Source organism: Streptomyces longisporoflavus (assembly GCF_014649775.1).
Taxonomy (GTDB): domain Bacteria; phylum Actinomycetota; class Actinomycetes; order Streptomycetales; family Streptomycetaceae; genus Streptomyces; species Streptomyces longisporoflavus.
The window spans coordinates 105,929-128,188 of sequence record NZ_BMTR01000012.1; the positions used below are offsets into that span (position 1 = coordinate 105,929).

The following is a 22,260-nucleotide window of genomic DNA, read 5'->3' on the forward strand; positions in this document are numbered from 1 at the left end:
CACGAAGTTTCCCGACAGTAAGTCGCCGAGGGGCCTTTCGACCCCTCCACCAGCCGCTCAGACGCTACATCACGCGCTCAGGCGATCGACCAGGCGATGCCGTCGAGGATGTCGTGCTCGCTGACGACGACCTCCCGCGCGCCGGTCCTGTCCATGATCGACAGCAGTACGAGAGCGCCCGACACGATGACGTCCACGCGGCCCGGATGCATCACGGGAATCGCGGCCCGCTCGTCGTGCGTCGCCCGGCTCAGGCGGTCGGCGATCTCGCTCACCTGCTCGTACGAGACGCGGGAGTGGTGGATCGCCGCGGAGTCGTACGCGTCGAGGCCGAGCGCGATCGCGGCCACCGTCGTCACCGAGCCCGCGAGCCCCACCAGAGTGCGGGCATCGCCGATCGGCACGGTCTGCTCGGCGAGGTCGAGCGCGGCCGTGATGTCGGCGCGGACGGCGTCGAGTTCGGCGGGCGCGGGCGGGTCGGTGCGGATGTGCCGCTCCGTGAGGCGTACGCAGCCGATGTCGACGGAGCGGGCGGCGCGGACCCGGTCGTCGCCGACGACGAACTCCGTCGAGCCGCCGCCGATGTCCACCACGAGGTAGGGCCTGTCGAGGTGGCCGCTGCCCGCCAGCTCCTTCGTCGCGCCCGTGAAGGAGAACTCGGCCTCCTGGTCGCCGGTGATGACCTCCGGCTCGACGCCGAGGATGTCCAGGACCCCGCGTACGAAGTCGTCGCGGTTCTCCGCGTCGCGGGAGGCGGAGGTCGCCACGAAGCGGAGGCGTTCGGCGCCGTGCTCCTTGATGACGCTCGCGTACTCGCGGCAGGCCGCGAAGGTCCGCTCCAGGGCTTCCGGGGCAAGACGGCCCGTCTTGTCCACCCCCTGGCCCAGGCGGACGATGGTCATCCTGCGGTCCAGGTCCACCAGCTCGCCGGTCGCGGGATCGGCGTCCGCCACAAGCAGGCGGATCGAGTTCGTGCCGCAGTCGACGGCTGCCACGCGAGTCACTTGGCGGGCTCCTTGTCGGCGCACGGCGTGACGCACGGGCCCTTGGCCCACCACTCCGGCAGCATCGCGATCGCCTCGTCGCCCAGGGGGTTCACGCCGGGGCCCGCGGCCAGGGAGTGGCCGACCAGGACGTGCAGGCACTTCACGCGGTCCGGCATGCCGCCCGCGCTCGGGAAGCCCTCCAGGACCTCGATGGCGTCACGGCGCGCGATGTAGTCCTCGTGCGCCTCGCGGTACGCCGCGGCCAGCTCGGGGTCCGTCTTCAGCCGCTCCGACATCTCCTTCATGACGCCGTTGGCCTCAAGGGTGCCGATCGCGGAAGCGGCCCGCGGGCACGTCAGGTAGTACGTCGTCGGGAACGGCGTCCCGTCCGGCAGGCGCGGCGCCGTCTCGACGACGTCCGGCTGCCCGCACGGGCAGCGGTGGGCGATGGCCCGCAGGCCGCGCGGCGGACGGCCGAGCTGCTGCTTGAAGGCCTCGACGTCGGCGTCGGTGGGCTCGGTGCGCGGGGTGGTGGGCGGGGGCGTTTCCATGCCTGTCTTTCGATCGGTTCCGTAGAGGTGCTGCTGAATCAGTCGTCGTCGGCCGGGCGGTCGGCCTTGTCGACGCCGTCCCAGACGTTCGAGTACCAGGGCCTGGCGGCGGCCCCCTGGTCGGTCCGCTTCTTGTCCGCCGCCGCGGGATCGATCACCGTATAGCCGGTCTCGCCCGGCATCACGTAGTGCAGCCGGTCCCGGATGCGCTGCTCCGCGTACGCGTCGTCCCGCCAGCGGGCCTTCTCGTCCTTCAGCCTCTCGACGTGCTCGCGCCGCTCGGCCTGTTCCTTGCGCTGGTCGGCGATCTCCGCGCGCTGGGAGACGTACTGCCTTATCGGGTACGCGAGCGCGACGACCAGCGAGCAGAGCACGAGCGCGAGCAGCGCCGCGCGGCCCGTGAGCCGGGAGCGGCGCGCCTGGCGCTTGGTCTGGGAGCGGTAGACACGCTCCGCGGTCTGCTCGCCGAGCAGCCGCAGCCTGGTCGCGGTGGAGAACCGGTCGCGGTCCTTCACGGCCATGTGTGCCGCCTCCCCGATACGTACGAACGTCCCCGCACACGGTACGGGACCGAGTACGGGGACGTACGTATCTACTCAGCGGAGCCGAGGACGCGCGATGTTCAGCCCTTGAAGCGCGGGAACGCCGAACGGCCGGCGTAGACCGCGGCGTCGTCCAGGATCTCCTCGATGCGCAGGAGCTGGTTGTACTTGGCGACGCGCTCGGAGCGGGCCGGGGCGCCGGTCTTGATCTGGCCGCAGTTGGTGGCGACGGCGAGGTCGGCGATGGTGACGTCCTCGGTCTCGCCGGAGCGGTGCGACATCATGCACTTGAAGCCGCTGCGCTGGGCCATCTCGACGGCGTCGAGGGTCTCGGTCAGCGAGCCGATCTGGTTGACCTTCACCAGGAGGGCGTTGGCCGACTTCTCCTCGATGCCGCGGGCGAGGCGCTCCGGGTTGGTGACGAAGAGGTCGTCGCCGACGAGCTGGACCTTGTCGCCCAGCTTCTCGGTGATGACGTTCCAGCCGGCCCAGTCGTCCTCGAACAGCGGATCCTCGATGGAGACGAGGGGGTACGAGGCGACGAGCTCCTCGTAGTACTCGGTCATCTCGGCGGCCGAGCGGGACTTGCCCTCGAAGTCGTAGCTGCCGTCCTTGTAGAACTCGGACGCGGCGACGTCGAGCGCGAGCGCGATCTGCTCGCCGGGGACGTAACCGGCCTGCTTGATGGCCTCGAGGATGAGGTCGAGCGCGGCGCGGTTGGAGTCGAGGTTCGGGGCGAAGCCGCCCTCGTCGCCCAGGCCGGTGGACAGGCCCTTGTCCTTCAGGACCTTCTTCAGCGTGTGGTAGACCTCGGTGCCCCAGCGCAGGGCCTCGGAGAACGACTCGGCGCCGATCGGCGCGATCATGAACTCCTGGATGTCGACGTTCGAGTCCGCGTGCGACCCGCCGTTCAGGATGTTCATCATCGGAACGGGCAGCAGGTGCGCGTTCGGGCCGCCGAGGTAGCGGAAGAGCGGGAGGTCGGAGGCCTCCGACGCGGCGTGCGCGACGGCGAGCGAGACGCCGAGGATGGCGTTGGCGCCGAGCGAGCCCTTGTTGTCGGTGGCGTCGAGGTCGAACATCGCCTGGTCGATCAGGCGCTGCTCGGTGGCGTCGTACCCGACGAGCTCCGGGCCGATCTGCTCGATGACGGCGAGGACGGCCTTCTCCACGCCCTTGCCCATGTAACGGTTGGGGTCACCGTCACGGAGTTCGATGGCCTCGAAAGCACCGGTGGACGCACCGGACGGAACGGCGGCACGACCCGTGCTGCCGTCGTCGAGGCCGACCTCGACCTCGACCGTGGGGTTGCCTCGGGAGTCCAGGATTTCCCGGGCTACGACGACGTCGATGGACGGCACGAGCATCTCCTTCTGGGATGTGACGCGGGTACGCGAGGCGTTGGCCTCGCGGACACGAGCCTAACCGGCTCCCGGACAACAGCCAGCCGACCGACCGTCCTGTGGACAAACCGAGAGCAAAATGTTTACGAACGGAACAAACATACCCCGCCCCGGTGCGTACGGGGGATACGCGCACCGGGGCGGGGTGGACCCGTGGGGACGGGGTGTGCGCCCGAAGGGGCGCGGGGAACTGCGCGACAAACCACGAGGCGCCCGCGGACAACAAGATCCGCGAGGCGCCCCCGCCAGTGACCGGCTCAGGGCCGGCGACTGGCTCAGGGCCGACGACTAGCTCAGGTGGAGCTGCTGGCCGGGGTAGATCATGTCGGCGTTGTCGATGATGTCGCCGTTGAGCTTGTACACCTTGTGCCAGCCGCCCTTGACCTTCTCGGCCGAGGCGATCTTGGAGAGGGTGTCGCCCTTCTTGACCTTGTACTCGCCGTCGCCCTTCTTGACCGTCTTGCCGGTCGGGGTCTCGACGGTCTTCTTGGACTCGGTCTTGGGCGCCTCGGCCTTGGGAGCGGCCTTCTGCTGCGGCTGCTCCGTCTGCGGCGTGGGCTGGCTCTTGGGCTGCTCCTGAGTCTGCTGCGGGGCGCTCTCCTGCGCACCGCCACCCTCGTTGGAGGCGCTCGACAGGCCGACGCCGCAGCTCGGCCAGGCACCCTTGCCCTGACCCGCGAGAACCTTCTCGCCGATCTCGATCTGCTGGGCCTTGGAGGCCTTGTCGGCGGTGGGCGCGTACTTCGTGCCGCCGTACGCGGCCCAGGTGGACGACGAGAACTGCAGGCCGCCCGTGTAGCCGTTGCCGGTGTTGATCGACCAGTTGCCGCCCGACTCGCACTGCGCGACGGCGTCCCACTCGGAGTTCGTGGCGGCGGAGGCCTGGCCGGCCGCCATCAGCGGGGCTGCGACCGCGACACCGGTGACGCCGGCGAGCGTGGCGACACGGGTGGCCTTGGACGGGCGGCGGTGCTTGCCCTTGCTGGAAAACAGCATGAGTGATCCCCTCACCGACGCCTGCGAGGTGAGCTGTCGGGTTCGGGCCGATGAAGTTGCCCGGCCGCACTCCGTTGAGTGCGACTTAACCCCTAGCCGTTCCCGTCCGTCTCCCCGCCTCGCTCTCGCGAGGCCGTTCAACGGCCGGGCCCGGCGGAAACCTTGGGTCCCCCGCTCCTGCCTACGGCGCTTGCGCGACGACTGTTCCCGAACGGCCGTTGGCAGGACTCGGCGTACCGACCGGCGGGGCCCGCTGTGGCGAGCGGTCACGACCGTAGGCATGCCGACGGCCGAATTCCAAAGACGATCAGGGCTTCTGAGACCCATGTCTCACTTGCGCCAATTGGGACAACAAGCGCAAAGCGACTCGCCAACTACCCCTACTTTTCGCCCAAATCGAGGCTCTGACCGGGAAGGATGAGGTCGGGGTCGGAGCCGACCGACTCCTCGTTCTCGGCGTACAGCTCGGTCCACCCGCCCTTCACGTCCAAGTCGTCGGCGATGGCCCAGAGGTTGTCCCCGGAGCGGACCGTGTACGTCCCCTCGGAGCCGTTCTCCTGACGCTCGTCGCCCCGGGAGGCATGCCGGCCCGAACCCTCGCGAGAGGCGCCGTCTGACGCCTCGTCGTCCGCGCTGCCGCCGCGGTGGCGGCCCGCGCCGTCGTCGGCGGAGGGGGCGGGGTCGGGGTCGGGGTCGGACGAAGTGGCATCGTCACGCCCGGACTTGGCGGAGTCATCCGACGCGCCCGACTTGCCCGACTCGTCGTGATTCTTGTCTCGCGACTTGTCCGAAGACTCGGCGTTGTCGGTGCTGTCGGTGCTGTCGGAGGGGTCGGCCGACTCGCTCGGCGACGTGCTCGGTTCGTCCGACTCCTTCGACCCGCCGGACTTCGCCGAGTCCGATGAATCAGGTGAATCAGGCGCATCAGGTGAATCAGACGAACCCGAGGACTCCGAGGCTTCGTCGGAAGGCACCGTGGTGATCGGCGCACCCGGATCGACGTCGGCGGCGGCGCCGTCCTGGGTAAGACCGGCGATCGGTGCACAGCTCGGCCAGGCCTTGGGGCCCTGGTCGTCAAGAACCGCCTCGGCGACGGATATCTGCTGCGAGCGGCTGGCCTGGTCGGCGCTCGGCGCGTAGTCGAGGCCCCCGTAGTTCTCCCATGCCTCCTGCGAGAGCTGGAGCCCGCCGTAGTAGCCGTTACCCTCGTCCGCGCTCCAGGCTCCGCCGCTCTCGCACTCCGCCAGCTTGTCCCACGTGGCGGTGGACGCCGCGCTCGCGCTGGTGGCGCCGAGCAGCGGGATGGCGATCGCGGATCCCGCGACTCCTGCCGCGACGATCAGGGCCGGGGCCTGGCGGGGGCGTCGGTGACGACCATTGCCGGAGAGCATGCGGTTGCCTTTCGCGTGACTGGAGCGACGACTGCGGCACGGGATGCCGAGTCGTCGGTGAACGTAGCGGCAGTCGAACGCTTGTCACAAGTCGATGCAGCGGAGATCACGTGAAAGTCACAGTCTTGACGGCATGTCAGCTGGACGGCGTCACAGACGTCTGCTATTTGCTCCGCTGTGCGGGTGCGAACTCCACGGGAAGCGTGCGAAGTCCACGCATGATGAGCCCTCCGCGCCACCGCAAATCACCAGGTTCCGCCGCGAGTCGCAGGTCAGGGAGGCGCCGCAGCAAGGTCGCGAGGGCGGTCTGTCCTTCCAGCCTGGCGAGCGGAGCACCGAGACAGTAATGAATGCCATGGCCGTAGCCGAGGTGCTGGTTGTCGCGGCGAGAGAGGTCGAGCGTGTCCGGATACCGGAAACGCTCCGGGTCGCGATCGGCGGCGGCGAGGACGACGAGGACGGGGTCGCCGGCGGCGATGTCCTCCCCTCCGACGGTCAGCGGCTCGGTGGCGTACCGCCAGGTGGCGAGTTCGACGGGACCGTCGAAGCGGAGGAGTTCCTCGATGCCGGTCTCCAGGAGGCCGGTGTCGCCGCTCTTGAGGGAGTCCTGGAGGCGCTCGCGCTGTTCGGGGTGGGTGAGGAGGGCGTAGGTGCCGTTGCCGATGAGGTTGACGGTCGTCTCGAAGCCGGCGAAAAGGAGGATGAAGGCCATCGCGGCGGCCTCGTTCTCGGTGAGGTGCTCGCCGTGGTCGGAGGCACGGATGAGTCCGGAGATGAGGTCGTCACCGGGTTCGAGGCGCTTGCGGTGGATCAGCTCGGCGAGGTAGCCGCGCATCTTCTTCACCGACCGGGCGACGCCGCCCCTCGGCCCGCCCCCGTGACGAATCATCATCCCCGCCCAGTCGCGGAAGTCGTCCTGATCCTCGCGGGGCACCCCGAGCAGGTCGCAGATGGCGTAAATGGGGAGCGGAAAGGCGAAGTCGTGGATGAGGTCGGCCTGCCCCTTCTCCGCGAACTGGTCGATCAGCCGGTCGGTCAGCTCCTGCACGCGGGGCGCGAACTCGGCGACGCGGCGGGGAGTGAAGGCCTTGGAGACGAGGCGGCGCAGCCGGGTGTGGTCCGGCGGGTCGATGTTGAGCAGATGCGTCATGAGGTTGGCGCTGCGCTCGCCGGGGATGCCGGTCTTGCTCTTCGCGTGCGCGGGCTGGCCGTGATGGGCCGGGTTCTTGCTGAGCCGCGGATCGGCGAGAGCCTGCTTGGCGTCGCCGTACCGGGTGACCAGCCAGGCCTCCACACCGCTGGGCAGCCGCGTCTTGCGCACGGGCGCGTGCTCGCGGAGCCAGGCGTAGGCGGGGTAGGGGTCGGTGGCGAACTCCCACGAGAAGAGCTCGGGTACTGGCCCCTTGGCCTCGGGCGCGGGGTCGTGCGGTCCTGCGGGGCAGGCTGCGGGGGTGTTCCCGGCGTGCCCTGCGGGGGCTGGTGGCTGGTCTTGCATGGGGTCGACGTTATCCCGGCTTTTTACTGGCCCCTGGGCCTTGGTTGCCGTCATCACCGGCTCCGCCGGGTTCGTCCTCAAACGCCGGACGGGCTGGAACGGCGAGTGGACCGGAAACCCGCGGCCGGGGCCCCTACCCCTCCGCTCCCTCCGCCGCCAGCACCGCATCCCGGTAAGCACGCGCCGCCGCTCGCAGTGCCGCCTCGGGGTCTACGCCCTCCGACTCTGCCCGCAGGGCCAGTGCGAGGAGGTCGTAGCCGATTCCGTCGCCCGAGGGGGGTGTCACCGGGAGGCCCGCTGTTCGTGCTCGTGACGCCAGTTTGGAGGCGAGGGCCAGGGCGGGCTGGCCCAGGGGGATGCCCTCCGTGACCGAGGAGCGCTGTTTCTGCTCGGCCTTGGTGCGCAGCCAGTGCGCCTTCACTTCCTCGGGGGTGTCCGCCGAGTCGTCGCCGAAGATGTGCGGGTGGCGGTGGATCAGCTTCTCCACGATCGTGCCCGCCACGTCGTCCACCGAGAACGGGGACTCCTCGTCGTCCTCCGCGATCCGCGCGTGGAAGACCACCTGGAGCAGGACGTCGCCGAGCTCCTCGCGCAGTTCCTCCCTGTCGTCCTCCTCGATCGCCTCGACGAGTTCGTACGCCTCCTCGATCGCGTACTTCGCCAGGCCCTTGTGCGTCTGCTGGGACGACCACGGGCACTCCACCCGGATCTGGTCCATGACCTGGACGAGGTCCAGGAGCCGCGCGCCCGGCAGGTCGTACGACGCCGGGAGCAGTTCCAGGTCCGGCATGGAGACCCGGCCCGAGCCCGCGAGCCTCGCCAGGCCGTCCGTCAGGGCGCTGTCGCCCTCGGCCGTGGCGATCACCAGGACCGTGCGGCCGCCCGCGCAGGCGTCCACCAGGTCCTGTGCCGCGGGGGATGCCACGGCCACGTCCACGCCCGCCTCGCGCACATACGGCAGCTGAGGGTGCGCGGCGTCGGCGCACAGGACCTCGTCCGCCCCGTGCAGGGCCTGCCACGCGGGCCAGGAGAGGAGGCCGGGGGCCACGCGGTGGCTGGTCGTGAGCAGGATGACGCGGCCGTGGGCGTCGGCCGGGGGCGTGGTTTCGTTCGTCACCCGTCGAACGTAACCCACGCCGCTGACACCACCGACAGCGCCGACAGCACTGTCCCCGCGCTTGTCATGCCTGCCGCGATCGCCGCCACCGCGGTTACGCCTGCTGCGGCTTGGCCGACGCGTCCGCGGACACCTCGCGCACCCACGGCGTCTTCGCGTCCGCGCGCTGGCTCTTCTTCACGTCCCACTTGCCGTAGCGCGGGTTCAGGTCCACGTCCATCTTCCGGGAGGCCTTGGAGAGCGCCTTCCAGAAGATCGCCTGGCCCTCGGGGGCGTTCATGTCCGCGCCCAGTTTCTTCGCCAGCTTCTGGGCCTCGATCTCCGTACGGAGGCTGTCGTTCAGACGGGACGGTGCGACGCTGTACTGCTGGAGCCAGCCCTGTTCGAAGGCCTTCTTGCCGCCCTGCTGCTGTTCGAGGCCGGCCCGCAGGGTCTGGATCTCGCGGCGCGAGACGCTGACGCCCGCGTCGGCCGCCGCGCGGTGGAGGACCTTGTCCAGGACCATCGTGTGCAGGGTGCTGCGGGTGAGGCCGCCGGTCTTGGCGATGGCCTGCTCGTACTGCTGCTCGTCCGGGATCGCGGCGCGCTGCGCGTCGCGCACCTCGTTCACCCGGCTCTCCAGCTGCGAGACCGTGATCCGCTCGTCGCCCACGACGGCCGCGGCGCCCGGATGGGCCTCGCTGCCGCATGCGGTGAGGAGGGGAGCCGCGGCGACGGCTGCGGCGGAGAGAACGAGCGCGGTGCGACGGCGGCGGTGCAAGTGAGCCTCCTGAGGAGATTGTGCTTAAACCTGCGGCGCGCAGCGCCTCCACCTGGGGTGGTGGTCGGGCGACGGGCGGGCGCACAAAGTCTTGCGGTGATCGATGTTAGGCAGTGGCCGGTCTCTCGGCCACCCATTCGACCAACGATTCGGGCCCAGTTGGGGTACCCCCGGCCCCCGCTAACCGCGCACTTGTCCCAACCACTGCAACGTACGCCGGATCTCCGCCGGGAAGGGGTGGCCCACGCCGTGCATCCGCTCGGCGTCCATCAGGAGCCGTGCCAGCGTGTCGTGGGCCGCGGCTCGGTCGCCGAGGGCGAGGAGCAGGTGGCCGATGCGGCGGCGGATGTCGAGGGGGCGTTCGCGGTCGTCGGAGGCGTAGCGGTTCTCGTAATAGGGGAGGAGCGCGCGGTACTCCGCGAGGGCCGACGCCGGTTCGCCCAGTTGTTCCAGGCACTGCGCCGCCTCGTAGCGGAACTGGAGCGAGTGCGGGTCGGCCTGGCCGGACTCGGCGGCGCGCTCGTCGGCGAGGCGGCGCAGTTCGGGCAGGGCGCGGCGGTACTGGCCGTCGTCCATGAGGGTGGCCGCGTACTGCTTGCGCAGGGAGCGGACCACCGGGGAGTGCTCGCCGTGCTTGGCGGCCGCCGCGGGCAGGATCGAGCCGAGGATGTCGACGGCCTGGGTGATGCGGCCCTCGCCGAGGAGTCGCTTGACCTCGTCGACCGCGTGCATCACGTCGGTGTGGCTGCCGGGGGTCCGCCGGTGGTCGGGCCGGTCGGGCTGGATGTCGGGGGTGGGCGCCGGTGTCGTCGCGCGGTCGGGCCAGGGTGCGTGCGGGCGCAGGAAGGGGCGGGTCGGGTCGAGCGGTCCGCCGGTCGGGATGCCGCGGGCCGGGAGCAGTGGCGCCAGTTCTTCGTAGACCTCCTGGGCGCTGGCGTGCCGGTGCTGGGGGTCCTTGGCCAGGAGCCGGAGCACCAGGGCTTCGAGGGCTTCGGGGACCTCGGCGCGCAGGCGGCGGACGGGGACGGGCGGTTCGTAGAGGTGGCGGTGCAGGACGCCGAGCGCGGTGGATCCGGCGAACGGCACGTCGCCGCTGAGGAGTTCGTGGAGGAGGACGCCCAGGGCGTAGAGGTCGGTGTACGGGCCGACCGCGCCGCCCATCGCCTGCTCGGGCGCCATGTACGCGGGGCTGCCGATGGGGGAGCCGGTGTGGGTGAGGCGGGTGGTGTCGGTGTCCATGACCGAGGCGATGCCCAGGTCGAGGATGGAGACCGTGCCGTCCTGCTTGACCATCACGTTCCGCGGCTTGAGGTCGCGGTGCACGATCGGCACGGCGTGCACGGCGGAGAGCACGGCACACAGCTGGGCGGCGATCGCGACGGCCCACTGCCAGGGGTAGGGGTCGTGTTCGGCGAGGTGGTCGCCGAGGTCCGCCCCGTCGACGTACTGCATGACGAGGTAGAGGTCCTCGCCCTCCGTGCCCGCGTCGTGGACGGTGACGAGGCCGGGGTGGTCGACCTGTGCGGTGACGCGGCACTCGCGCACGAAGCGGCGGCGCAGTTCGTCGGCGTCGGCGCCGGCGACCCGGTCCGGGCGCAGGAGTTTGACCGCGACGCGGCGGTCGAGGCGTTGGTCGTACGCCGTCCAGACCTGGCCCATGCCGCCCTGGCCGATGAGCGCGGAGAGTTCGTAGCGCCCGGCGACCACACGGCCGCCCGTCCCCAGTGACGTCCCCGGTGACACGTTCAGTTGCCGCCTTCCTGCTTGCGCAGGTAGTCGCTGAGTTCGTCCAGCTCGGCCTGTACTTGGTGGATGCGGGCCGGTGCGGGGCGCGTGGGCGGGGGCGGCGTCTGCTGGACGTGGGGCTGCTGGACGGGCGGCCCCTGGACCGGCGGCTGCTGGTGCGGTTGCGTGGGCTGGAGGTGGACGGGTGCGGGGCCGTGCTGCTGGGGATAGCCGTACGAGGGACGTGTCGCGGCGTAGGCGGCGTACTGCGGCTGCCGGTGAGGGCTGAAGTGCCGTATGTCCGCGAAGAGGTAGTAGATGACCGCGGCCAGCATCGTCGTGAGGAGGATGACCATGCCCGCGTTGCCGGGGCCCTGGAAGTCCTCCTCGCCCGGGTCGACGGCGACGAGCACCAGAGCCGTCACGTCGAGCGCGGACACGAGCGCGAAGAGGAACCAGTCGTACGACTTGCGCGTCACGAGGGCGAGCCGCAGCATCGGCGCCCAGGCGGCGAATCCGCAGGTCACGACGGCGAGGACCACGAACAGCACGCGCAGCGTCACGTGGGTGCCGCCGGAGGCGGGCGGCGGTTGCTGCGGCGCGTAGCCCTGGCCGTGCATGGCTGCTCCTGGTGCCTGATACGGCCGTACGTTCCCTCGGGGGACGCACGGCCGGAAGTCTGGATACGAACGGATGCGGATTCGAGCGTATAGGCCGACAAGGAGAACCGGTCCAGGGTTGTACCGAACCGTTGTCGTACTGGTCACGTCCCGATCGCGGCCCCTCGCGGAACCCGGTCGTATCACTCCGGCGGAAGCATGTCCTCCGTCACCCGGCCGGGGACACCCGGGGACACGGCCGCGTTGGCCGCGCCGCCGGCCGTCGTCACAGCACGTGCCGTACCCACACATTCGGCTCGACGTAGACGGCGTAGCCGCGCTCCGGCTCGCAGTGCACCGGCACCAGGGCGCCCGGCACCTCGACCGGGCCCGCCGTGTCGAACGGAAGGCCCGTCCAGGCCCGCCACTGCGCGGTCGATCCGGACACCGTCATCGACGCGTGCGCCACGTTCGCGATGGTGCCGCCCGCCCGCACGTGCACCCGCAGCCACGGGTCGGCGGGCAGGCCGTCGTCCCGCTTGCGCCGTGCGTACGTGTCGATCAGCGCGGCCGGTTCGAGGTGCTTGGCGTTCGGGCGCACCGGAGCGACGACCTCCGCGAAGCCGCGCGCGCGTGCGTTGTCGCGCATCGCGGCGAGCATCCGGCCGGAGACACCGCGGCCGAGATAGTCCCTGGCCACGCTGATCTCGATCGCGCTCACCGTGTCGGGCTTCCTGCCGTGCCGCAGATCGGAGAACGCCCACAGCATGACCTGGTCCCAGCCGCCGTCCGGCAGCTCGCCGCGCCCCTCGGCGCCGAGCGCGAACGGCACGCTGAACGCCTTGGCCGCGACCTCGCCGCGCTCGTCCGTGGCGACCAGGACGTAGTCGGGAAGCTCCTTGACGATCCGCCCGATCATCGACCACGCGATGGGGTCGTTCCCGATGAACTCCGGCCAGGTGTCGGCCATCTCCCAGAGCGGCCCCGCGAGTTCGGGCCGCTCGGACAGGGTCGTGATCTTCAGGTCCATGCTCCGGACGTTAGCGGGCACGGACCCCGCTGTTAAGCCATTATTCGAACGTCCCGGGTGGGTCAGCCGTCCGCCGTCCGCGAGCGGGTCAGCGCGCGTGGAAACGGCCCGGTGCCGCTGTCGGGCCGCCGCCCGTCGGCAGCTTCTCGCCGGGGCACTGCGAGAGGACCCGTTTCATGGCGTCCCGTTCGGCGCCCGTCACCCACACCTCGTACTTCTTCTTCACCGCCACCTGCCGGGCCACGTAGGCGCAGCGGTAGCCCTTGTCCGGCGGCAGCCAGGTGGCCGTGTCGCCGTCGCCCTTGCCGCGGTTGGGGCCCGCGTCGACCGCGAGGAGGTTGAGCGGGTCGTTGGCGAAGGCGATGCGCTTGCTCGGCTCCCACTTGCCCGCGCCCTTCTGCCAGGCGTCAGAAAGGGCGACGAGGTGGTCGATGTCGACTTGGCTGCGGCCGCGCACGAACGTCACTTCTCTGCCGGTGTAGGGGTCGGGCGAGAGCTTCCCCGACGCCACGTCGCAGTCGTCGCCGTCGCGGTACTTCACGTCGTCCAGATCCCGCTTGAGTATGTCGTCGCGGGTGCCGCAGCCGTTGGAGTCCGTGTCGGCCCAGGGGCTGCCGAACCGGTTCCGGTCGTAGCCGGTCTTGGGGGCGCGGCCCTTGACGGTGAGGGTGTCTACGGCGGCGAGCGCGGGCCCCGCTCCGGCGCCGGCGCCGGGGCCGGACGAGCCGCCGGTCTTCTCCTCGGGCGAGCAGCCGGTGAGGGTTCCGGCGGCGCCGGTGGTGACGACGAGTGCGAGCAGCAGCGCGGTGCGGGCTCCGGCGGTCCGACGGCTCATTCGACGCTCACCCGCTCCCCCAGCGCGAGCGTGCCGGGCGTCACGACGTCCGCGTACACGCCGATGCACATGCCGCGCGTGGCGGTGAGTGTCTTCAGGACGCGGTTGTCGGCCGGGAGTCCGCGCTGGGCCTGTGTGGTCATGACGCAGCGCTCGATGCGCTTGGTGACGCGCAGCCGCAGACCGCCGTCGAAGGCGATCTCCCGCCCGACCCAGTCCTCCTCGATCCACGGTTCGTCGGTGCCGAGCACGATGTTCTTGCGCAGCCGGCGTACGTCGACGGGCTCGGAGTCGCCGAGCAGCTCGCCGAACGCGCGCAGTGACGCGGTGCCGACGAGGGAGACGGCGCCCGCGTCCTGATGACTCACCCCGTCCTCGCGCGCCAACGCGACGCCCGCGCCGAAGAGTTCGGGCACCCGCGGGTCACCCGGCCGCAGCGTCTCGCCGTCCGGGGTGGTGACGACGGGGCCCCCGTCCTCGTACACCGCGGAGTACTCCAGCATCCCCGGCGTGTGCCGGAACCTGCGGCTGTTCTTCCCGCTCCCCAGCTTCCCGTCCTCGTGCCGCAGGGCCCACAGCCGGTCACCGGCCACGCCCCGCCCGTCGACGACGAGGCGCTCGCGCTCCTCCCCCAGCATCGACTTCACCGGAAATCGGACGAGCCCCACAACGGCTCCATGCCCCACGGCAGATCCCCTCCCCTGACCACGTGCTTCGATCTCTCCCCGCCACCGTAATCGCCGCCGGTATTACCTCCGGCGTAATCGCCCCATCCCCGGCGCCGCGGAAGTATCGGAGGCATCCGCAGGAACGCCGACCAGGGAGACCGGATGACCGACAACCGGATGACCGACAAGCCCGCCACCGAGGACGCCACCCGCGCCGCCGTCCAGGCCTTCCTGGGCTACCGGCTGTCCGGTGACAGCGAGGGTCTGGCCGCCCTCTTCGCCGACGACGTCGACTGGATGCTCGCCGAGAACCCGGGCGTGCCCTGGATCCGGCCGCGGTCCACGGCGGCCGAGTGCGCCGCCCAGTCCGCCGAGCTCGCCGCGCACACGGTGCCGGAGAAGGCCGGAGCCACCGTCGACACCATCCTGGTCGACGGGGCGGACGCCGTGATCTTCGGGCAGCTCCGGGGCACCGTGCGCGAGACCGGCAAGGGCTTCGAAGGGCCGTTCGCGCTGCGGCTGACCGTCGAGGACGGCCGGGTCACCCGGCACCACCTCTACGAGAACAGCCGCTCGATCGCCGACGCCTGCACCCCGTGACCTGACGCGCGCGGCCCCCTCTACGAACCCAGGATCGACGTCAGGAACTCCCCGACCCAGCCGAGCAGTTCCCGCCCGACCAGCGGCTTCCCGCCGACCTTGGCCGTCTTGGGGCGCGGCACCAGGAGCTGGTGGGCGCCCGCCTTGATGACCGTGCCGGGGTAGAGACGCTTGAGGCGCAGCTCCTGCGACTCCCGCAGCTCCACCGGGGCGAAGCGGATGTTGTTGCCCTGGAGCACGATCTCGCCGACCGAGCACGCACGCGCCAGCATCCGCATGCCCGCCACCAGGAGCAGGTTCTCCACGGGCTCCGGCAGCTTGCCGTAGCGGTCGGTGAGTTCCTCCCGTACCGCCTTGATGTCCTCCTCGCTGCTCGCGGAGGCGATCGAACGGTAGGCCGCCAGACGCAGCCGCTCGCCGGGGGCGTAGTCGTGCGGGACATGCGCGTCGACCGGCAGCTCGATCTTGACCTCGAGCGGCGGCTCCTCCTCCACCCCGCCCTCCAGGGACGCGCGGTAGTCGGCCACCGCCTCGCCCACCATGCGTACGTAGAGGTCGAAGCCGACGCCCGCGATGTGTCCGGACTGCTCGCCGCCCAGGAGGTTGCCCGCGCCGCGGATCTCCAGGTCCTTCATCGCCACGTACATGCCCGCGCCCATCTCCGTGTGCTGGGCGATCGTGGCGAGGCGCTCGTGGGCGGTCTCGGTCAGCGGCTTCTCCGGCGGGTAGAGGAAGTAGGCGTAACCGCGGTCGCGGCCTCGGCCGACGCGTCCGCGCAGCTGGTGGAGCTGCGAGAGACCGAAGTTGTCGCCCCGCTCGACGATCAGGGTGTTGGCGTTGGAGATGTCGATGCCGGACTCGACGATCGTGGTGGAGACGAGCACGTCGAACTTCTTCTCCCAGAAGTCCACCACCACTTGTTCCAGGGCCTGTTCGGACATCTGGCCGTGGGCGGTGGCGATACGGGCCTCGGGGACGATGTCGCGCAGGCGGGCCGCCGCGCGGTCGATGGACTCGACGCGGTTGTGGATGTAGAAGACCTGGCCCTCGCGAAGGAGTTCGCGGCGGACGGCCGCGCCGATCTGCTTCTCCTCGTACGGGCCGACGAAGGTCAGGACCGGGTGGCGCTCCTCGGGGGGCGTGGTGATCGTCGACATCTCGCGGATGCCGGTCACGGCCATTTCGAGCGTACGGGGGATGGGGGTGGCCGACATGGTCAGGACGTCGACGTTGGCGCGGAGCTTCTTCAGCTGCTCCTTGTGCTCGACGCCGAAGCGCTGCTCCTCGTCGACGATGACCAGGCCGAGGTCCTTGAACTTCGTCTCGGAGGAGAAGAGGCGGTGGGTGCCGATGACGATGTCGACCGAGCCGTCGCGCAGGCCCTCCAGGGTCGCCTTGGACTCCGTCTCCGTCTGGAAGCGGCTGAGCGCCCGTACCTTCACCGGGAACTGCGAGTACCGCTCGGAGAACGTGCCGAAGTGCTGCTGCACCAGGAGCGTGGTCGGGACGAGCACCGCGACCTGCTTGCCGTCCTGGACGGCCTTGAAGGCGGCGCGGACCGCGATCTCGGTCTTGCCGTAGCCGACGTCGCCGCAGATCAGGCGGTCCATCGGGACCGTCTTCTCCATGTCGTCCTTGACCTCGGCGATGGTCGTGAGCTGGTCGGGCGTCTCCACGTACGGGAAGGCGTCCTCCAGTTCGCGCTGCCAGGGCGTGTCGGCGGCGAAGGCGTGGCCGGGGGCCGCCATGCGGGCGCTGTAGAGCTTGATGAGGTCGGCGGCGATCTCCTTGACGGCCTTCTTCGCGCGCGCCTTCGTCTTCGTCCAGTCGGCGCCGCCCAGGCGGTGCAGGGTGGGGGCCTCGCCGCCGACGTACTTGGTGATCTGCTCCAGCTGGTCGGTGGGGATGTAGAGCCGGTCGCCCGGCTGGCCGCGCTTGGCGGGGGCGTACTCCACGACGAGGTACTCGCGGGTCGCGCCCTGGACGGTGCGCTGCACCATCTCGATGTAGCGGCCGACGCCGTGCTGCTCGTGGACGATGTAGTCGCCGGTTTCCAGGGTCAGCGGGTCGATCGTCTTCCTGCGGCGCGCGGGCATCCGCTGGCCGTCCTTGCCGGCCGCCTTCTGGCCGGAGAGGTCGGTCTCGGTGAGGACCGCGAGCTTGAGGGCCGGGTCCACGAAGCCGAAGTCGATCGAGCCGCAGGTGACGTGCACGAGGGACGGCGTGAGTTCGGCGAGCTCCGCGTCCAGGCGGGCCGCGATGCCCTCGCCGCCCAGGACCTCGACGGTGCGGGCCGCGGGGCCGTGGCCCTCCGTCACATAGACGGTGCGCCAGCCGTCGGCGAGCCAGCCCTTGGTGTCGGCGAGTGCCTTGGCGGTGTCGCCGCGGTAGGTCTCGGTGGCGTGCATGCCGAGCTTGAGGGTGTCATCGCCCGGCTCGTCGTCGGCGGCGAACGGCGAGACGGACCACCACATCATGCCGAGGTCGCTCGCGTGGTCGCGGACGTCCGCGATACCCCACAGGGAGGCCGCGCCCACGTCGATGGGCGCCTCTCCGCCACCGGCGGTCGCCGCCCAGCTGGCCTGGAGGAACTCCTGGCTGGTGGCCACCAGGTCGGCGGCGCGGGTGCGCACACGCTCGGGTTCGCAGACCACGGCCATGCTGCCCTGCGGCAGGACGTCGAGCAGCAGCTCCATGTCGTCGACCAGGACCGGAGCAAGGGATTCCATGCCCTCGACGGCGATGCCCTCGGCGATCTTGCCGAGCAGTTCGCCCAGCTCGGGGTGTTGTTCGGCGAGGGCCGCGGCTCTCTGGCGTACGTCGTCCGTGAGGAGCAGCTCGCGGCAGGGCGGGGCCCACAGGCCGTGCTCGGCGACTTCGAGGGAGCGCTGGTCGGCGACCTTGAAGTAGCGGATCTCCTCGACGTCGTCGCCCCAGAACTCGACGCGCAGGGGGTGTTCCTCGGTCGGCGGGAAGACGTCGAGGATGCCGCCGCGCACGGCGAACTCGCCGCGCTTCTCGACCAGCTCCACGCGGGAGTACGCGGCTGCCGCGAGGGCCTCCACGATGTCGTTCAGGTCCGTGCTCTCGCCGCTGCGCAGGGCGACGGGCTCCAGGTCGCCGAGGCCCTTGACCTGCGGCTGGAGGACGGAGCGTACGGGGGCGACGATGACGGAGACCGGGCCGGTCTCGGGGTCGTCGGGGCGCGGGTGCGCGAGGCGGCGCAGGACGGCGAGGCGGCGGCCGACGGTGTCGGAGCGGGGCGAGAGGCGCTCGTGCGGGAGCGTCTCCCAGGAGGGGTACTCGACGACTCCGTCCGGCTCGATGATCGTGCGCAGGGCGGCGGCCAGGTCCTCGGCCTCGCGGCCGGTCGCCGTGACGGCCAGGACGGTGCGGTTCGTCTCGCGGGCGAGGGCCGCGACGGCGAAGGGGCGGGCCGCGGGCGGGCCGACCAGGTCCACGTGCATGCGGTTGCCGTCGGTGGCGGTCTTGACCGCTTCGGCGAGGGCCGCGTCCTTGACGACGGCGTCGAGGAGACCTTGCAGGCTCATGAAGGGGCTTCCCGTCCGAGGTGGGCAACGCGAACTGCCCGACACGAGTGACGGGCCGGGGGTCCTCCAGCGTACGACTCCCGGCGTAGAGCCGCTGGCCGTCCCCCGGCGCCCCGCCCCGGGCGGTGGCGCTCGGCGGGCTGGTCCGACCGAGCACGCCGGAGGGGTCACGCCGGAGATCACGCCAGACGGGTCGGGGTCTTAAGAGTACGTCGCCGACGCTCTCGTTACCCGATCGAGCGACTGCACGGCCGGCGCGCCCCGACGACCGCGCAATGGCCCGGCTCCGGTGGAGTCCCACCGGAGCCGGGCCGTTTCCCGCACCCCCGTAGCGGGAGCTATTCCGTGGCGATGGCGTTCAGGACGTTCATCCGGCCCGCCCGGAAGGCGGGGACGAGGGCCGCGAAGAGGCCCACGAACGCCGAGCCGATGAAGACGGTGATGATCGTCGCCCAGGGGATCTCCAGGACCTTCAGGCCCTCCAGGGCGAGCAGCTTCTGGGCCGTCGCCCCCCAGCCCATCCCTAGCCCGAGGCCGAGCAGCGCGCCGAAGAGGGCGATGACCACCGACTCCATGCGGATCATGCGGCGCAGCTGGCGGCGCGAGAGGCCGATGGCCCGCATCAGGCCGATCTCCCGGGTGCGCTCGACCACCGAGAGGGCGAGGGTGTTCACGACGCCCAGGATGGCGACGATGATCGCGAGGCCGAGCAGGCCGTAGACCATGTTCAGCATCTGGCCGACCTGGTCCTTCAGTGTCTGCTTGAAGTCGGTCTGGTCCATGACCTTGTACTGCGGGTAGTCGGCCATGGCCGTCTTCAGCGACTTGTACGCCGCGTCCTGCTGCCCCTTCGCCGCCTTGGCGAACATGATCACGTTCGGCGGCATCCGGTCGGCGGGCACGTACTTCGCCGCGGTCGTGATGTTCACGTACATCGCGCCCGAGTCGATCGCGGTCTCGCTCGACGTGATGGCGCGGACCGTCAGCTCGCCCGTCCTGCCGTGGTCGAAGGCCAGCTTCACCTTGTCGCCGACGGAAAGGCCGTGGTCCTTGGCGAAGTCCTCGCCGACCGACATGGAGTCCGGCTTGTAGGCGTCGGCGAGCGTGCCCGCGACGGTCTCGGTGCGCAGGTCCTCGGCGTACGTGGCGTCGGCGGCGCTCAGGCCCACCTCCTTCGCGGTCTTGCCGTTCGGCGCCGTCAGGTCCGCCTTGATGTCCTTGTACTGGGTGATGTGCGCGATGTGGTCGGCCTGCTCCAGGGACTTGGCGGCCTTCGGGGTGATCGCCTGGCCGTTGTCGGACTGGATGATGAAGTCCGCGCCGACCGACTTGTCGAGTTCGTCCGTCGCGGAGGCCACCATCGAGGAGCCGACCACGGAGAGGCAGGCGACCAGGGCGAGGCCGATCATCAGGGCCGCGCCGGTGGCGCCGGTGCGGCGCGGGTTGCGCAGGGCGTTGCGCTCGGCCATCCGGCCCACGGGGCCGAACCACCGAAGGAGTACGGCACTGATGACGCGGACCACGCCGGACGCGAGGACCGGGCCGATGACGACGAAGCCGATGAGGGTGAGGACCACGCCGCCGCCGAGGAGGAGCGATCCGTCGCTCGCCTTGTCCGCCTGCGACGCGGTGTAGAGGCCGAAGGCGCCCGCGCCGGTGAGGACGAGGCCGATGACCGCGCGCAGGGCGCTCGCCTTGCCGTCGGCCGGTGTCCCGGCGTCGCGCAGGGCGGCCATCGGAGAGACCTTGGCGGCGCGCCGCGCGGGGAGGTAGGCGGCGAGGACGGTGACGACGATGCCGAGGACCATGCCCACCACGGGCGTCGTCCACTTGACGGTGAGGTCCTGCGTGGAGAGTTCCATGCCCACGCCGGACATCAGCTGCATCAGGCCGACGGCGAGTCCGACGCCCGCGCCGACTCCGAGGACCGAGCCGATGACGCCGAGAAGGAGCGCCTCGACGAGCACGGAGCGGTTGACCTGCTTGCGGCTGGAGCCGATGGCGCGCATCAGGCCGATCTCGCGGGTGCGCTGGGCGACCAGCATCGAGAAGGTGTTGATGATGAGGAAGATGCCGACCAGGAAGGCGATTCCGGCGAAGCCGAGCATCGCGTACTTCATGACGTCCAGGAAGCCGCTGACGCTCTCGCGGTTGTCGTCGGAGGTCTCCTGCTGCGTCTTGACCTGGTACGCGGAGGCGTCCGCGCCCATGGCCCCGGCGACGTCGCGCTTGAGCGCCGCGTCGCTGACGCCCTTCTCCGCGGTGACGTTGACGTGCGTGAACCGGCCGGTGGCGCCCAGGAGTTCGCGCTGCGCGGTCGGGGTGTCGAAGTAGACGATCGCGGCACCGGGGTTGGTGACCTTGAAGGTGGCGATGCCGGAGATCTTGGCGGTGTGGTCGCCGGTGACGGCGATGGTGCGCAGTTCGTCGCCGATCTCGAGGTGGTGCTTGTCGGCGGTGTCGGCGTCGATCATCACGTCGGTGGGGCCGCGCGGGGCGTGCCCGGAGGTGATGTCCATCGAACGCAGGTCGTTGTGCGTCCAGTTGCCGGCGATGGTCGGGCCGCCGTTGGACGGGCCGACGTTCTTCTTCTCCGCGTCGACGACGGTGACGCTCTCGCTGCTGACCGCGCCCTCGGCGGACTCGGCGCCCCGCGCCTTCTGCGCCCGCTCCACGACCGACGCGGGCATCGACTCGGGCTTGCCCGTGTCGGGCCTGTCGCCGGGGTCGGTCGCGGACTTGGAGGTGACGGTGACATCCGCGGACGTGGCCGCGAAGAGCTTGTCGAACGTCGTGTTCATCGTGTCGGAGAAGACGAGTGTGCCGCAGACGAACGCCACCGACAGGATCACGGCCACGGCGGAGAGCGCCATGCGGCCCTTGTGCGCGAAGAAGTTGCGCATCGAGGTCTTGAGGACGGTCATGACGTACGCCCCCGCGCGTCGAAGTCCTTCATGCGGTCGAGGACGGACTCGGCGGTCGGCGAGTACATCTCGTCGACGATGCGGCCGTCCGCGAGATAGAGGACGCGGTCCGCGTACGAGGCGGCCACCGGGTCGTGCGTGACCATCACGATGGTCTGGCCCAGCTCGGTCACCGACTTGCGCAGGAAGCCCAACACCTCGGCCCCGGCACGGGAGTCGAGGTTTCCGGTCGGCTCGTCACCGAAGATGATCTCGGGTCGTGCGGCCAGGGCGCGGGCCACGGCGACGCGCTGCTGCTGGCCGCCGGAGAGCTCGGTCGGGCGGTGCTTGAGCCGGCCCGCGAGACCGACGGTCTCCACGACCTGGTCGAGCCAGCCGCGGTCGGGCTTGCGGCCCGCGATGTCCATCGGGAGCGTGATGTTCTCGATGGCGTTCAGGGTCGGGAGCAGGTTGAACGCCTGGAAGATGAAGCCGATCCGGTCCCGGCGCAGCTGCGTGAGCTTCTTGTCCTTCAGGCCGGTGATCTCGGTCTCGTCGAGGTAGATCTGCCCGGAGGAGACGGTGTCGAGACCCGCGAGGCAGTGCATCAGGGTCGACTTGCCGGAGCCGGAGGGGCCCATGATCGCGGTGAACTGCCCGCGGGCGATGTCCACGTCGATCTCGTCGAGCGCGACGACCCGGGTCTCCCCCGATCCGTACGCCTTCACGACCTGGCGCGCCCGTGCCGCCACGGCCGTACGCCCTCCAGTGCCCCCGTGCCTGGGAATGGTTACAGCCGATGTCACGGTAAGTCTCCTAAGTCGGTTACGCAGTAGGTCGGGCGTGTTCGCCGCGCATAAAGAGTCTGGTCGTCCGACGGCTCGAGCACCCTGGTGCCCGGCGCAGTCTTCTGCTGGGGAAAACCCCACCCCCGAAGGTGTGGCTGGTCGGACCCGGGCCCCATTTCCACCGGCCCGCCCCGTCTTTCCGGCCCGCCCCGTCGGCGTAAAGCCAATCTAAGAAGCGGCGGGGGCCTTCTCGTCCTCCGGCGGTACGAACGGTCCCCGGTCCGTAGTACGGAGGATCCCTTAGGGGATCTCCACCTCCC

Annotated in this window: 18 protein-coding genes and 1 riboswitch; of the genes, 1 reads left to right on the plus strand and 17 read right to left on the minus strand. The window is 70.6% G+C overall.

Going from position 1 to position 22,260, the window contains the following annotated elements; genetic code table 11:
* Positions 1 to 77 precede the first annotated feature (77 nt).
* From IE226_RS24475 to IE226_RS24540, 14 genes are all read right to left on the minus strand, one after another.
* Positions 78 to 1,004 (minus strand): Ppx/GppA phosphatase family protein, encoded by a 927-nt coding sequence (locus IE226_RS24475; protein ID WP_190083501.1) that lies wholly within the window; start codon positions 1,002 to 1,004, stop codon positions 78 to 80.
* Positions 1,001 to 1,537, minus strand: a complete 537-nt coding sequence (locus IE226_RS24480; RefSeq protein ID WP_190083502.1) for a DUF501 domain-containing protein — start codon at positions 1,535 to 1,537, stop codon at positions 1,001 to 1,003. The genes IE226_RS24475 and IE226_RS24480 overlap by 4 nt, the downstream gene beginning before the upstream one ends.
* 38 nt (positions 1,538 to 1,575) lie before the next feature.
* A complete protein-coding gene (locus IE226_RS24485) occupies positions 1,576 to 2,058 on the minus strand; it encodes an FtsB family cell division protein (RefSeq protein ID WP_190083503.1) in 483 nt (160 codons plus the stop codon).
* Between the two features lie 101 nt (positions 2,059 to 2,159).
* Positions 2,160 to 3,440 carry a phosphopyruvate hydratase gene (gene eno, locus IE226_RS24490; protein ID WP_190083504.1) on the minus strand — a complete coding sequence of 427 codons (1,281 nt, stop codon included), beginning with the start codon at positions 3,438 to 3,440 and terminating at the stop codon, positions 2,160 to 2,162.
* A 330-nt stretch (positions 3,441 to 3,770) separates the two neighbouring features.
* Positions 3,771 to 4,478: a transglycosylase family protein gene (locus tag IE226_RS24495; RefSeq protein WP_190083505.1), complete on the minus strand. Its 708-nt coding sequence runs from the start codon at positions 4,476 to 4,478 to the stop codon at positions 3,771 to 3,773.
* Positions 4,479 to 4,481: 3 nt separating this feature from the next.
* Positions 4,482 to 4,677: riboswitch (cyclic di-AMP (ydaO/yuaA leader) on the minus strand.
* A gap of 181 nt (positions 4,678 to 4,858) precedes the next feature.
* Positions 4,859 to 5,869, minus strand: coding sequence for a LysM peptidoglycan-binding domain-containing protein (locus IE226_RS24500; protein WP_190083506.1), 1,011 nt, complete (start codon positions 5,867 to 5,869; stop codon positions 4,859 to 4,861).
* Positions 5,870 to 6,032: 163 nt separating this feature from the next.
* Positions 6,033 to 7,364: a cytochrome P450 family protein gene (locus IE226_RS24505; protein ID WP_190083507.1), complete on the minus strand. Its 1,332-nt coding sequence runs from the start codon at positions 7,362 to 7,364 to the stop codon at positions 6,033 to 6,035.
* A 133-nt stretch (positions 7,365 to 7,497) separates the two neighbouring features.
* A complete protein-coding gene (locus tag IE226_RS24510) occupies positions 7,498 to 8,481 on the minus strand; it encodes a nucleoside triphosphate pyrophosphohydrolase (RefSeq protein WP_229871514.1) in 984 nt (327 codons plus the stop codon).
* A 94-nt stretch (positions 8,482 to 8,575) separates the two neighbouring features.
* Positions 8,576 to 9,241, minus strand: coding sequence for a SurA N-terminal domain-containing protein (locus tag IE226_RS24515; RefSeq protein WP_190083509.1), 666 nt, complete (start codon positions 9,239 to 9,241; stop codon positions 8,576 to 8,578).
* Positions 9,242 to 9,421: 180 nt separating this feature from the next.
* Entirely contained in the window at positions 9,422 to 10,948 is a 1,527-nt protein-coding gene (locus IE226_RS24520) for a serine/threonine-protein kinase (RefSeq protein WP_190083649.1), read from the minus strand.
* Positions 10,949 to 10,986: 38 nt separating this feature from the next.
* Positions 10,987 to 11,586: a hypothetical protein gene (locus IE226_RS24525; RefSeq protein ID WP_190083510.1), complete on the minus strand. Its 600-nt coding sequence runs from the start codon at positions 11,584 to 11,586 to the stop codon at positions 10,987 to 10,989.
* 265 nt (positions 11,587 to 11,851) lie between these two features.
* Positions 11,852 to 12,595, minus strand: a complete 744-nt coding sequence (locus IE226_RS24530) for an N-acetyltransferase (protein ID WP_190083511.1) — start codon at positions 12,593 to 12,595, stop codon at positions 11,852 to 11,854.
* Between the two features lie 88 nt (positions 12,596 to 12,683).
* A complete protein-coding gene (locus tag IE226_RS24535) occupies positions 12,684 to 13,430 on the minus strand; it encodes an HNH endonuclease family protein (RefSeq protein ID WP_190083512.1) in 747 nt (248 codons plus the stop codon).
* On the minus strand, positions 13,427 to 14,098 hold the full coding sequence (locus IE226_RS24540) for an MOSC domain-containing protein (RefSeq protein WP_229871515.1): 672 nt from the start codon (positions 14,096 to 14,098) through the stop codon (positions 13,427 to 13,429). Before IE226_RS24540 ends, IE226_RS24535 begins: the two co-directional genes overlap by 4 nt.
* A 162-nt stretch (positions 14,099 to 14,260) precedes the next feature.
* Between IE226_RS24540 and IE226_RS24545 the strand changes: the two genes are divergently transcribed.
* Entirely contained in the window at positions 14,261 to 14,698 is a 438-nt protein-coding gene (locus IE226_RS24545; RefSeq protein ID WP_229871516.1) for a nuclear transport factor 2 family protein, read from the plus strand.
* 20 nt (positions 14,699 to 14,718) lie between these two features.
* Here the strand turns inward: IE226_RS24545 and mfd are convergent, their stop codons facing one another.
* The 3 genes from mfd to IE226_RS24560 all read right to left on the minus strand — a co-directional run bounded on the left by mfd (position 14,719) and on the right by IE226_RS24560 (position 21,958).
* Complete coding sequence (mfd, locus tag IE226_RS24550; RefSeq protein ID WP_190083513.1) at positions 14,719 to 18,249, minus strand: transcription-repair coupling factor; 3,531 nt, start codon at positions 18,247 to 18,249, stop codon at positions 14,719 to 14,721.
* A gap of 338 nt (positions 18,250 to 18,587) precedes the next feature.
* Complete coding sequence (locus IE226_RS24555) at positions 18,588 to 21,173, minus strand: ABC transporter permease (protein ID WP_190083514.1); 2,586 nt, start codon at positions 21,171 to 21,173, stop codon at positions 18,588 to 18,590.
* Positions 21,170 to 21,958, minus strand: coding sequence for an ABC transporter ATP-binding protein (locus tag IE226_RS24560; RefSeq protein ID WP_190083515.1), 789 nt, complete (start codon positions 21,956 to 21,958; stop codon positions 21,170 to 21,172). The genes IE226_RS24555 and IE226_RS24560 overlap by 4 nt, the downstream gene beginning before the upstream one ends.
* Positions 21,959 to 22,260: the final 302 nt, after the last annotated feature.